Below are 13,420 nucleotides of genomic sequence, written 5' to 3'. Positions count from 1 at the left end.
GTGCCATAGATTAAGATGATTTCTCTTACCGCGATAGCCAATAGCCTTATTGCTACCTGAGTCACACTTTTACAAGGTCTGACGTGCAAGGTTAATATCACAAAATAACGCACCCTTCCTTCGCTTTAAAAGCCCTAAAAGTGCTTTGAAAAGGGAGTTGCGTGCAATTCACTACCACCAATTACTTTTTCCCCACATAAAGAATAAGCGCCTTGATTCATTTCGATTGTTAGAATCCAAAGTTATTTGTTTTATGGAAACAGCAATGAAATCGTCGCAACCTGATGCTTCAAAAGAGGTCTACCCACGAATCGGTAAAGTCTATGAAGTTCACTCAGATAAATCTCGCGTTAAAGTCAATTTTCACGGGAATCCAATCGGTCAGCCTATATGGGCAGTCATAGGCCGAGCGTTTAAAGCTTCTGACATAGATCTCGCTATTGATAACCAATTGAACTGTCAAATCAACTTTATGGATGGCGATCTTAGCCTTCCTATCCTTGTTGACATCTTCACCTCTCTACTAGAGGAAGACCTCTTGATACTCCGAGCCAAAAACATGGTTGTTCAAGGCGATGAAAGTGTCGTCCTACGCTCAGGGGAGACTCAAGTATCAATGACGGCTAAAAGTGGCACGGTAAAAACCACCGCCCAAAACATCAATACTTCGGCAGATAAATTACAAAAAATTCAAGCGACAAAAGTACGCTTAAACTGAGGTTAAGGAAAGCACAATGGCAGCAACAATTGGCGCAAATGGTCTTAGTATCGTTCATAAAGGCTCAGGCGGTGAAGCTACCGCATCGGTCCCCGACGTTTGTTTAACCACGGTAGGCAAAGCGACAAAAGAAATTCCCTACGGTAACAACGCAAAGTCGTCTGATTTAGTCGATGGCTCAACCAGTGTCACCGCCGATGGCGGCAACAGCATTGCGCTACAAGGCAGCAAGTTTAGCACCAGCACGGGCGATGAAGGCGGGGACAAGAAAGGTGTCAGCTCAGGAACCATCAATGGTGAGGCGCAGTTTGTGACGTCATCACCTAACGTGCTGATTGAAGGACGAGGGGTAGCACGTCAAAGTGACCAAATGACCATGAACAATGGCAATACCATGTGCTTTGGCGTGCAAAATCCATCGGTCACCGTAGAGGAAGATTTAGAAGAAACCTTTATCATGGACGTCTGTGTTCGACATCCCAACGGTCAACGCTTGGTGAATGCGCCTTTTAAGCTCAGTGATGAGCAAGGTTCGACGGTGTATGAAGCCACGTTGGATGAAAAAGGCCGCAGTGATGCCGACCCGCTCAAGGGAGGCAAAGTCAAACTGCTGGTCGAAGAGAGTCAAGACCCGTTTGTGGTGACTCCGGTTCGTCGTGAGAACCCTCGCCATGTAGACAGCCAAACGGATGAGGATTTTTTCAATATCGCTTCCAAAGGTCAACGCGGCTTTTGGCAGCCAACCAGAATTGAGACCGTTGGCACGGCTTGGGGCAGTATAGGCCAAACGTTGAGTAGCGATCGCTACTTCCAAGAAATGGTCAGTGGCGAGGTCATTCACCACTTTACCCATTATCACCCAGATACAACATTCGATGTATCAAAGACCTGTGATGCACTCATTGGCAACCTTGATCAACCCTTGCCGCATACCACCGAATCGCTGCTCGCTTATACCCTGCCTCAAGTACTAGAAGAAGGAGAACTACTGTCGGTACTGCTGAGGCTAGCACCACATGAGACCACTGACCGAATGCTGGCGTACATGCGTGCGCGAGGTAAAGGCAACCCACAAATCTATTTGGCTGACTACGATTGGCAAGCGGCACAAAAGAGCATCAATAGTGAACTCGATGCGCTGCTGAATAAGCTGAAAAGTCGGTTAGCCTTCTTGCGTGATGAAGCCAGTAAACTGCAATACGCGTACCTGTCTGAGGATGTGTTCGATAAGCATATCGATACGTTAAGCTCGTATATGAAGCTACTACCCGACCTCATTTCTGGTGTGTTCAGTAAAATGCAAACCAAAGCCAGCGAGCTGTTAGCGAACACTGACAACGTAAAGGTCATCAAAGCGGCAGACGACTTGCATTCGATTGAGAGTGAATCGATTGAAGCCGTTGTTAATACCACCAAAACCATCGACACGGTGGAGCCATTCATGAATGAAGTGGCTGGGGTGATTGATAATGTCATACCGATTTATCCGGTGCGCTATGGCTACGCGAATTTCTTTGATGAAGTGATGCCAGCGCAAGCCCCGCCGAGCATGACAGAAATGAGCGGTGCTAGCGGGCTGAAAGACACCGGAGGCTACGTGCTTCGCCTTCTGCGTGAAGGTTGGTTGTACATCAAAGAAGAGAGCGAAGAAGACACCGCGCCTTTCCACATCTTCAAATACGCGCAAACCCAAACGCCGACAGGGGTGATTGAAAAGTTTGAGAAATACTATTTCACCAATGAAGAAAATGCTCAAGAGGGATTAACGCTTGATACCTCATCGGGTTCCACTTTCTATCCTTTTGCGTTTGTGACGCCGAAAGCGAAAAAAATCTCCATCGTCTACTCTGAGCACGAATGGTCTGCCGCCATCATTGATAACATGAACGACGATGAAGAGTTGCGTAAAAAAGCGATGCAGCAGGTGGATTTGAGTACGCCGCAAACCGAGTTTAGCCAAGCGGCAACGCAAGACAACCTCAGTACCTTTGTGGAAGATTACCGCAATAACGATGAAAAGTGGTTGGCAGATAAAGACAGCGCGAAGCCTATGGCACACGGGCTTGATCTCGCCACCACCACACTAAGTTATCACCTTACGGCTGAAGGCATTGTCGAAACCATGCAAAAAAGCCATAGCGAGCATAAAGACGGCACATTGGTGGCTTTGTTTGACCCAGTTGGTCGTCAACGAGATCTAAATCATATCTTGTCCTTCAATGTTGCTGATGAACAGGCGTATTACGCCAATAATGCCTACCCATTAACCATTGGTAAATTTGCTGAGGCTTGTTTAAGTTCAGATGTCCCAATAATCAAAGAAGCCGCAGAAAATAACTTAAATCAACAAGAACTCAGCAAATACCAAAGTGCGGTAGAAGGGTATAAAGCAAAACAAACCAAGAAGCGTCATCAGTTACTGGGTCTTATAAATGAATACATGGTTGGTTCTCTTGCTATAGATGAAGTCGGCAGTTTGCCAACTTACATCAAATATTTCTTTGAAGACGGCTCAGAACAATCACTGGAGCCCGAAGCTGAACTGAGCAAAGTACTCAACTTAACCGCAGAATTGCTTGATGGGATCACGGCTTCCAAAGAAGGCATCACGTATCTGGACGACTGGGTAGGACAAAGTTTTAGTTCTGATCAAAATGACATCAGCGTAGGTATCCTATTCAAAACGGCTAAAATACTATTTACTCAGTGCCAGAATGCCTTTCCTTGGGATGAGGCACCAACAAAATTAACATTAGCAATAGGCCCTTGGCTTGCAAGCGTTCATGCTGATTTGGTCTACGATATCAAGTCAGGGATCAAAGAAACTCGCTTAGGTGCAAACCAAGGCCTGAAGCGATTTGCGACCGAGACACTGCCAGATATGATTGAGATCCTTTATGGGATCGCTCGTACTGGTGCAACCCTTGAATTTACAGTAGAAGAGTTAGAAGAGATCATTCAAGACCTTGCCAAGAAAGGCAAGCTTGATGTGGACCCTTATAAATATAGAAAAGGTAAACTGAATATCGGCAGTAAGCTGTATGAATGGGCGGACGATATCGCGGATCATGCGAAATCAAGAGTTATCAAATTGGATGAAATTAGAATAACCAAAAAAGCGCCTGCCGAGATTAAAGAAATGGTAGAAAAAGCGCCAGTTAAAACACTATTGCATTTAACGGGAGAAGCCCTAGATAAAGGCTTTGCTGCTTGGTCATTCTATGCCAATGTCGATGCTATCCAGAGCATTGTATCACAAAGCGATTATGAAAAAGCAGACCCTGTCAATGACGCTGGGTTGGTTTATAGAGTATTCGCATTAACAGGATATATGACGGCAATTAGCGTAGACACGGCAACTTTGGCCCATGGTACACTCAAAATTACCAATAAAGCACTTCCGAGGGTGAGCGGAAAGCTCACTGCCAAAGTTGGTCCAAACTTAAAAATTTATGAAAATCGATTAGGGAGTACACTAACTGCAACAGCAATGAAACGGCTGATTTTTGCTGCAAATATGGCAATATCAATTACCAATGCCATGTCTGCGTACCGTCATTACCGCTCCGGTAATCAAGGGGCTGCTATCGGTCATGGAATGCAAGTCGCAGCTAGTTTCTACCTTGGATTGGCCGTGTACGTCACTGTGTTAGCGAACCCCGTAGCTCTTACCATCGCATTTGCTACTCTCGTTTCGGGAGTGTTTATTGCTGATCATTATACTAAATCCAATTTTGAAAACTTGCTGTACAGTTGTTTTTGGGGGAACAGTGAAACTTATCCATTTTGGGCAGAGTTTGCTGACAGTGACTTAGTAATCAATCCAGACGAAAAAGTGAAGTATTATTTTGATGCTAAAAATGGGCATTTAAGACCATACTTTGATGCTGCACTAAGCATTGAATCGCAAGAGTTTTTTAACTATTTCTATATGCCGACACTGAACATTACGGATCGCAGTATTAAACCTTACAATGGACCATCGAAAACGATGTTGACCTACGAATTTATTTTACCTGAATTCATCAAAGGGGAATCGCAACTTTATGGCTCTGTATATTCCGATTTAAATCAAAAGTCATACCCGCTTTCGCAAAAGCCTGAGCCAGATGAAAGAGCAACACAAGCACTTAAACAGGCCGTTACCGCTGCGATAAATAGCACGACGAGTGATGACTTTAAACAAAGTGGGTTGTATTTGATTGTGCATGTAGAATTCGATCAACCTGTCACTCTATTTTGGTCATATGAGCCTAAAGTTGGACTCGTTGTGCCACAGCGCTCATTAAGTGGCGATACAATAACAAACACCAAACTCATTGGTATGAAAGATGAACAACCAAACGAGACACCTTGGGGAAAATAGATGAAACGTCAGAAAATGGGGATATTTACAAAGTTTGCACAACCTTTTTCAAAGTGGTGGGCGCAATTTCGAACAGAGGTAGCCGTTGTCCCAATGGAAGATCCATTGGAACCAATCATGTCTGTCAATGATGACATTTTAACCATCCGAACTGGCTTCCATAGCCGAAGAAACACAATCGGCTTACCTTTGCTGTTCACGGCAATCTTTAGTACCTATTTATGGCTTGGTGTAGTTCCTAATTTAGATCAAAAAAAGGAACACGCCATTTCAATGGTTGAATTTCTCCAAAACCAAAATATTCAAATGGAAGAGTATCTTCTAGAAGCTCAAAAAGAGAATAATATAGAAGACGAGAAAACTTACTCTGAAGGAATAGAATATAATAACCAGTCGATTAAAAATTACATGGTTTACGTAGAAAAGGATGGCAATCCAACCATATTTACCTATCTAGAGAGTAAGTATCGACAAGGCGATTTGTTATGGACACTTTTTGGCTTTCTGATGTTAGGTATCAGCGCGATTTCTGCCGCTTGCTTTTTTGGATTATCTTTTATAAAGCCTAGAGATGCAGAGATTTACTTTGATCGTAACCGCGGTATTGTCTATACATGGCGTTGGGGACGTATTGGAGCAGCTCGCTTTGAAGATATCGGAATTAAAGAAAACATGATGGGGTTGAGTATCTATCTTCAGTTCGAGAACAAGAAGCAAGGTGGCTTCTGGCCCTGTGCTGTATGGGGAATCGATGCAGATAAGCTTATTTTCCACAAAGAAGAAGACCTTAGTTACCTACTAGCCCAATTGTTGGCTTTCATGGAAAATGGAAAAGAAGCCGTAATTACTGGCGAATCTTTTCAGCGCGAGCCTGCACGATTTTTTCTATTCGATGATAAGAAGCCCAAGAACTTTGATCAGCGATTAGAACGAGTGCTTGAGGCAAGTCACAACTTAGTCGAGCTCTACGAAAAAAGTGTTATTAAACCGTTAGCGATGTAAAGACATTTTTTGAGGCCTGATGGTGTGTGAGGAAATAAATGAATCGCGGCTCTAGAGGAATATTCACAACAAAAGCGCAACCTTTTTCAAAGTGGTGGGCGCAATTTCGAGCAGAAGTGATCGTTGTTCCGATGGAAGACCCACTCGAACCTTTTATGAGGGTCAATGATAACCTGTTGACGTTAAGGACTGGCTATCATACTCGCCGTAATACCATTGTCGTGCCATGGATGCTGATGCTAACCGTGTTGACCCTGTATTTTATCTACGCCTCCAGCTATAAATATGATTTTGAGTCTCACAAAGCTCAGGCTGCGCGTATGATTGACTTCCACAGAGATAGAGCCCCCGATTACAAACGATGGATTCTAGATGCTCAAAAGACTGGTGATACAGAAGAAGAAGCGTATTATCAACGAAGGCTAGCTGAGAATGAAAAGCAAATTCAAGCCTACAGTGTCTATTTTGAGCAAGACGGTGATGTGTCATTGTTTACACACATGAGAGCGCTTAAGCAACTTGGAGAGCTAGATCATTTCCTTTTCGGTATCGGCCTTTTTTCTTTCATGGCCGCTTTATCTTTAGGTTTGTGGTTGCTTTTTTTGTTGAAACCTCAAGACGCGGAAGTTTACTTTGATAGAAACCGGCAGATTGTCTACTCGTGGCGACATGGAAGGGTTGGCGCGGCGTCATTTGACAAAATGGGTATATTAGAAAATCACCTTGGCTTAAATATCGTGTTGCAGTTTGAGAACAAAAAACAAACGGGCTATAGACCGATGGGGATCGTGGGCATTGATATCGGAAAGCTTTCTTTTCATCGAGAGAGTGATATGACTTACCCATTAGCTCAAATATTAGCATTTATGGAGCATGGCAAAGAGGCAGTAATTACAGGAGAGTCATTTACAAGGGAGCCAGCAAAATACTTCTTACGCAAAGATAAAAAGCCGGATAACTTTGAACAACGTGTTGAAGCAGCTCTTGCTGCTCAAAATGATCTCGTTTCCCACTACCAAACGAATCGGGTAAAAGGTCATGCGATTTAAAGTTTGAGAACAATCTCGTTAAGGTAAGTTAGTGCGGCAGGACTAACTTACCTTTACTCATCTTTCGGAATGTATATTCACAATACCTAAATATAAAGTCACGATTAATATTATGGACATGTGTGGCGTGTATAGACAATAGCCACACGTGTCGTCATGCTCGAAAACAATAAAGGGGCAAAACCTTCTCAGAGCAAAAGGTAAACTACGACAAAAGTAACGATAAGTTTCGAACTTTAATGTCATAGTTCTAGTCTTTATTGTCGAGTTTAAAACTTTAATGTTCAACGACAGGAAGAGTCTAATCACCACGTTCGAGCGTTGATAACGTGGCGTCGAGTGAAGGAGCTAACTCAAAAATGCCTAGTAACGTTTTTGGTGGTTTAGGGAACATCTGCACGACTAAGTCATGTTTCACCACTATAAGTGTCAGATTCAGTACACATTAGATTTGTGCAAAGTTACGCTAGTCGCTTCACTTTGCGAGGTTATCCATTTTTTTTCAGCTCTGTGCGTCTGCATTTAGGCTTTTCTCAGCTTGTCGAGCGTCAAATGTTTTTGCATTTATTAGGGAAAACAACTCTGCATTACATTTTTCTGCGAATGCTAGCTTTTTAGTTAGCTCATCAACCTTTTCTTGCAGCAGTATGTTTTTCTGTTTTGCTTTTTTTAATTCATCAGATGTTTTTGATGGCTTTCGGTGATTGCTTTTTCCTGAATCTACATTCTGCTTACTCTTGGCCTCTTTGATTTTAGCAAGTGTGTTGCTATATAAAGAGTAGTATGAAATACCTGATGCCAGTCCTGCCTCTTCCTCTACAGCTGCGGGGCTGATTTTTCTTTTAGGGTCTACTTTTATAGGTTTTCCATCTAGCATTCGATGCAAAGCTTGGAGCAACCTTACCTCAGTGTTATCCATAGTGCCTCCTAGTAATCCAAACTAAATTCATTCATGATGCTTTCGGCGACTTTGTTTTGAGCTTTTAACATTGTCTTGTGTCCATCGAAGCCCTCGATCAAACCTCCGGACAACAACGACTTATTTCTCTTATGGAGTTTCTGCCAATTTAATGCATTCTCTCGAGCGATAATCATGGTTTCGCAACTAGCACCACAAAATGATGGATCGACTACATCGTTCTTATCGCACAAATCACCCTTTGTGCAATATCCAAATGGAGTTCTAGTGACCTTAAAAATGCCTGCTTTAACCATGAGTCTAATTTGCTGATCTGTTTTAAATTCGGGGTCTGAGATTAGACTTCGCGTTTGTCGTAACTCTTTTCCTTTTTTTCCTGAAAAGATCTCGTTTGTGTAGTGAATCCGTTTGTATAAACTAACCTGGATGTCTTCTGATTCTGTTTCAATTAATCGTTTAAAGTCGAATGACTGATTCACTTTTTGTGCGACAGCAAGAGTTGAGTTTTTTGAATAGTGTTCCGTCATACCTATGTACATGTGCTTTAGCTGTTGCTTTACTGCGGCTAAAGTTCCCAAGTTATTTGTTACAAAGTTGACAGCCAACGTTCGTCTAAATTGGTGCGTAGCGATAGGCCAAAGAGACCCTATTTTCAAAGTAATGCTAGATTCTGAGTTGATCAGCTTATGCTGCTTCATATCTTCGCCGTCTACTCGGATGTCAAAGACTTCGATGAATTGAATCAGACTGTTCTTAAGCGTAGAATAGTCCCTGAAGCCGGGGAGGTATTTTTTCGAATTTCCGCTCAATAGAACAAAGTCGTTATCTCTATTTTCCGGACATAGAATTCGTACTGGCTGATGTAACTTGACTAGTGCATCAAATGCTCTTTCGACAATAGGAGCTGTAATGTAATCAACATGTTCGCCACCCGATATCTTGCTTTCGTATGCTCGAACATAATACATCCCTTTTTGTTTTCTGAAGCCATCAGTCTTGATTGTAATGAATTCGTCGTATCGCATTCCTGTGAATGTAGCAATAATATTGTAACAGGCGGCGGCTAAGAGCCTGTAATACCGTGGTAAACTGTGAGAGCAATTGCCCGTTATACAATCGCTAAAGCCGTGCTCATTCACTACTTCTCCGAGGGTTTTTATGTCTTTGTATCTTACCCTACACTTGCTTACATCTAGCCCTGTTTCAAGTACCTTTTCTACTGCTAGGTCGTGTTGAACACTGTTTTCAAAGAGCATTTTACAGAAGTCATCAGCCCTTTCTTCATGCTGGTCTAATATGTCCAGAGAGTGCCTAATGATTTTCGAGTGAACATTGCAAGGGATGTACAATGTTTGCTCTTGTCCATTGACATCTTTTCTCGCGTACTGCTTGGAAATATCAACGATTCTATTGTTTTTTACGTGATGACTTTTTCCTTGTGAAACACCGAGATTGAAATGAAAAAGTGAAAGTTCAATTCGACTTGCTTTGTTTAGTAGTCCTAGCGCGTTAGAAATACTAGAAGGCGCATACAAACCATCTAACTCACTCATTACTTGGTGTAGTTTTATTGAACCATTCAACTCTGCAAGACTTTTAAAGCCTAAATTTTGCATAGCCAATAAATACGGCTTCATACTTTTATACGCCTGTACTGCATAAGTTGCATTGCTGGATTTGATGTACTCAGAAGCAAACATTGCGTAGATGAGTAATTTTATTTCCATTAGCAATATAGGATCATGAGCACTATCAAATCGTAATATATACTTATAATTGGCGCGATTTGTATTGCCATCTTCATAGCCTGAGTAGTCCCACTCGTTGCTATTCCACATAGATAAGGGTTTTCTCTCCCCATCAAATGTTACGGGGAAGTTTGTATTTTGCAGTTCATTTTTTGTCATTTGCAAAGGATTTACATTTAAATGTTCTGCACAGGGGGTTCCAAACTGCTTTGCAACCTGAACTTGGAACTGTGTGAAAATACTCAAAAAATCCCCTCCATTTCCCAGATCGGATGCAATCCATTTGACTCTAACTGCACAAATGCAGCTTCCACATTCGATTTTTTAAACCTTGTGTTAAGCAATGAATCCAAACGACGGATAGTAGTATTTAATAATTTTTTATCGCCAAAAAGCCCGCCAGCTTGGTGTGATGACCTGCTGTTGAGTAAATGCTGTCTGAAAGAGACCAACACATACAGATGTGCGATAGAGTCTACGAAGATGTGATTAGGACACGTCATGCATGCAAAAACGTTTGCACAATGCTTTTTGTCTTTAATTTCGATATCTCGCTTGTCCAGCTTTCGTTGGTACTTGTTCGCTTCAATACTGGTTAAGCTGTTTAGGCACTCACCACCGTCCGAAGTTTTTGTTAGGTGAGAGTTTGGTTTGTCTGTCACGACAACGTTTTCAAGTTCTTTTTCAATATCGTGGGGCTCTTGAATTAACATGCTTGCATATTCAAACATACCGTCTGAAAGTAACTTGTTGTTTTCATGAGCATTCGTACTTCCATAGTTTTTCCGTGCAACACCTATAGAGTTGTGGAGGACTGTGTGCTTCTTGCTTTCATCTGTAATCGCGTTGTGAGCGTAAGTATTACGTAGCTTCCTAAATTTCGGGAGAAGAATCTCTCCATACTCACCAACTAGAATACTGCTTCTGGCGAAAAATGTTTTGACGTAACTATATATAAGGGTCTCAGGGAAAGGCCTAACAGTACCGTTTTCATTTACAAAAGGAAAAATCAGATCATCGTCATTAAATGGCACAGACTTAGAGTGCGCAATTACTTCTTCAAAAAATCTTAGCTTACATTTTTCAATGCAAAATGTGTCGGTTATTGCTTTGCCTTTTCTGTTGCACTTCCAGTGAATGAAAATCAGATTTTGCTGCGTTTGTCCAATCTGAATGTCTTTGGATTTAACTGAATATATTGCTTCTTTATTCATGCCTGTCGTCGCGGCAAACATTAAACTTCGCATAAATGTTGAGATGTTCAAAAAGTAATATTTTGCATGTCTGATTGATGCGGTATGATGAACTGGAGAAGTGTAAGCTTTGTCGTCATAGTTGATGGTCAACCTATTTGCTTTAGAGTCACTGAGATGAAATCCTTTTTCATACATGTCTTGGTAGTGTTCTGCCAACGCCATTAGAACCTTAACTAATACACGCTCGTCCTTTACTGTAAAAGACTTTCCTTCCTCTCCAGCTTGTTCGATCCTCGCTCCTGTTAACTTTGAGGTTCGATTACTCACCGTTGGAAACGCAGCTTCAAATTCTTTCTGACTAAGATCAAAAAAACCTTTTGATATACTAGAAAGAGTCTTACGATAGTCGTTTGCAGACCTTTTTGAAAACTTCACGTTGGGATTTTTATACCTTGCCACCAGCATTTCTCTATATTTCGATAGAGCCTTTTGCACTTCTCCTTTGCTTTCCAAGTTTGAATAAAAACCAATTTCATCAAGGGCCTTTAACAATAAAGAGAACCTTACTGCGCGTGTTCTTTTCGAAGCGTCAGACACTAAGCTTTGCCGAATATATTGGCAAAACTTGACAAGAAGCTTCCTTCTTCCTTTCGAAAAATCAGGAACTGCCAAGGAACCTGATGGAAGTGCTGCTGACATATCAACGTCTGAAGTTCCACGGTCTGAGAATTTCAATAGCAAATCAACATTGAGGGTGTTTGTCTCTTGCTGCTGACTAGATGAGACAGTTTCAATAATTTGTGTATTTATAGCTATTTTTCTTCGACGGATCATAGCCTATCAACCTGAGAGTCTAAGAAGTCAAATGCCACAGATAGTTTTTCCTCAGTGTACGAATCTATTTCTTGCTGCACCACTGTTCTAGTCCAATATCTTAGATACTGTTCCGTTGTAGCTAGGTGCTTGTGCCTCATCGCTGTTTGGGCTGTAGCCAAGATTTCAGAATTGGAGAAATTGCCAGAGTCCAAGAGAGACTTAACTAAATAACAACCAAACGAAGCTCTAAGATCATGAAACTTATGATCGAAATCTGGGTAAAGAGGATTAATGTATTCCCGAATGAATCGTCTAAATTCTGTAGAAATTATTTTTTGAGAAAACATTTTCCCAGATCGTGTGAGAAATATGGGAGTTCTACTTTCTTGGCATTTTTCTAGCCTTTTGAGAAAATGTGAACTAGAACTATATTTTTTTAACAAGTGAAGAAGCCTTCGGCTTGCTGTTACTTTGCCATTAATGCTTTTCTTTGTGTGATGATTGGATTGAGGGCCTACACGAATATCGTGATGAGAAAGACCATTCCAGTCCCTGATCATGTCATGTCGTAGGTCAGCGATTTCACTTGCTCTTAGGCCTGTCAAAAAGCTCGTTAGCACTATCAAGTTTAGTTCAATAGAGGCATGGTTCGATAATTTTTCGAGAAAAAATGATAAGAAATCGAGACTTATAGGGCGGAGTTCACGCTCTCTTTCATTTGAAGAAATGCGAGGCTTGCATGTTGCAGTTAAAAAATTCAGCTCTCTACCATACAAGTGACTTAACAAATCATTATCATATTTTTTTATTATCGCCTCTTTGAATTCGAGTGGCTGTCCGATAAAAGGGTAGAAGAACCTTAGGTGATGCTTATAAAGTCGAACAACCGAGTCAAAGTAAGCACTTGCAGTACTGCCAGAAATCTCTCCTTTCTTATATGCGCTCTCTAAATATAGTGAAAACTGGTGAAGCGGTCTTTGTTGTGGAATGTCAGATCCAACGTCCCATTCCATATTGACTGCCGATAAAAATTCAAAATACAGTCTTAAACCAAGGCTTTCAGACGATGAGTTTGTCAATCCTTCCATGTAACGCTGCATCAGATATTCAAAGACAGGTGCAACAATTACACCTGTATCTTCGTTAACAACGACTGTAATTCTGTCAATTTTTCCAATAATGTTCTCAGGGCGATATAACCCATCCTCCAAGGTGATTTTAATATCCTTGGTGTTAGGAATAGAAAGATTGGAAAAAATCTGCGTTTTGTACGTCGACATCTGAACTCCTTGGATTTACTCAATTATAGTTCAGAGTTTTAGTTTATTCAACTTGACATTATCATTCAGACTTTTAACTTGACCTTACCATAGCCAACCGTACTCGCCGTAACCATAAGGTAATAGATAAAGTTAGAGAAGCTGTCTGTTAATGCGGTTTCACCAGCGAGAACGAGCAGTCCCCATGAAAGGCTCACATATAAGCCACTAAAGATGAGAAGACTTCGGTTGCTCAATTTAAAAAGGTGTGAACTAAGCCACTTTTTAACTACTAACCACACCGCCATAAATTTATAACCTCGACATTCATTGATTGCATCAATAGT

Annotated in this window: 8 protein-coding genes and 1 pseudogene; 4 read left to right on the top strand and 5 right to left on the bottom strand. The window is 41.5% G+C overall.

The annotated features are described in order from the left end of the window. Positions 1 to 265: 265 nt before the first annotated feature. From B7360_RS11965 to B7360_RS11950, 4 genes are read left to right on the top strand one after another with little or no spacing between them, the layout of a single operon-like run. Complete coding sequence (locus B7360_RS11965; RefSeq protein ID WP_021018079.1) at positions 266 to 718, top strand: hypothetical protein; 453 nt, start codon at positions 266 to 268, stop codon at positions 716 to 718. Positions 719 to 734: 16 nt separating this feature from the next. Next, on the top strand, positions 735 to 5,084 hold the full coding sequence (locus B7360_RS11960; protein ID WP_085343574.1) for a toxin VasX: 4,350 nt from the start codon (positions 735 to 737) through the stop codon (positions 5,082 to 5,084). Next, the gene (locus tag B7360_RS11955) at positions 5,085 to 6,086 is read left to right on the top strand and encodes a hypothetical protein (RefSeq protein WP_085343573.1); all 1,002 of its coding nucleotides are present in this window, start codon (positions 5,085 to 5,087) and stop codon (positions 6,084 to 6,086) included. A gap of 38 nt (positions 6,087 to 6,124) precedes the next feature. Continuing rightward, positions 6,125 to 7,135, top strand: coding sequence for a hypothetical protein (locus B7360_RS11950; RefSeq protein WP_085343572.1), 1,011 nt, complete (start codon positions 6,125 to 6,127; stop codon positions 7,133 to 7,135). 502 nt (positions 7,136 to 7,637) lie between these two features. Here the strand turns inward: B7360_RS11950 and B7360_RS11945 are convergent. The 5 genes and pseudogenes from B7360_RS11945 to B7360_RS11925 form a co-directional block, all read right to left on the bottom strand. After that, entirely contained in the window at positions 7,638 to 8,054 is a 417-nt protein-coding gene (locus B7360_RS11945) for a hypothetical protein (RefSeq protein WP_085343571.1), read from the bottom strand. An 8-nt stretch (positions 8,055 to 8,062) separates the two neighbouring features. Continuing rightward, positions 8,063 to 10,048, bottom strand: a complete 1,986-nt coding sequence (locus B7360_RS11940; RefSeq protein ID WP_085343570.1) for a tyrosine-type recombinase/integrase — start codon at positions 10,046 to 10,048, stop codon at positions 8,063 to 8,065. After that, positions 10,045 to 11,832, bottom strand: a complete 1,788-nt coding sequence (locus B7360_RS11935) for a hypothetical protein (RefSeq protein ID WP_085343569.1) — start codon at positions 11,830 to 11,832, stop codon at positions 10,045 to 10,047. The genes B7360_RS11940 and B7360_RS11935 overlap by 4 nt, the downstream gene beginning before the upstream one ends. Continuing rightward, entirely contained in the window at positions 11,829 to 13,094 is a 1,266-nt protein-coding gene (locus B7360_RS11930) for a site-specific integrase (RefSeq protein ID WP_085343568.1), read from the bottom strand. Before B7360_RS11930 ends, B7360_RS11935 begins: the two co-directional genes overlap by 4 nt. Before the next feature lie 86 nt (positions 13,095 to 13,180). Then, positions 13,181 to 13,381 (bottom strand): annotated as a pseudogene (locus tag B7360_RS11925) (ion channel); the annotation flags it as partial. Positions 13,382 to 13,420 lie beyond the last annotated feature (39 nt).

Origin of the sequence: Vibrio sp. ArtGut-C1, assembly GCF_002105475.1 — a bacterium.
Lineage (GTDB): Bacteria > Pseudomonadota > Gammaproteobacteria > Enterobacterales > Vibrionaceae > Vibrio > Vibrio diabolicus.
Note: the sequence above shows the minus strand (reverse complement) of the source record. Positions and strands in the feature narration are given on the sequence as shown.

Coding starts and splice junctions, on each gene's coding strand:
- B7360_RS11965 (WP_021018079.1), top strand. CDS start 266: ATGAAATCGTCGCAACCTGATGCTTCAAAAGAGGTCTACCCACGAATC.
- B7360_RS11960 (WP_085343574.1), top strand. CDS start 735: ATGGCAGCAACAATTGGCGCAAATGGTCTTAGTATCGTTCATAAAGGC.
- B7360_RS11955 (WP_085343573.1), top strand. CDS start 5,085: ATGAAACGTCAGAAAATGGGGATATTTACAAAGTTTGCACAACCTTTT.
- B7360_RS11950 (WP_085343572.1), top strand. CDS start 6,125: ATGAATCGCGGCTCTAGAGGAATATTCACAACAAAAGCGCAACCTTTT.
- B7360_RS11945 (WP_085343571.1), bottom strand. CDS start 8,054: ATGGATAACACTGAGGTAAGGTTGCTCCAAGCTTTGCATCGAATGCTA.
- B7360_RS11935 (WP_085343569.1), bottom strand. CDS start 11,832: ATGATCCGTCGAAGAAAAATAGCTATAAATACACAAATTATTGAAACT.
- B7360_RS11930 (WP_085343568.1), bottom strand. CDS start 13,094: ATGTCGACGTACAAAACGCAGATTTTTTCCAATCTTTCTATTCCTAAC.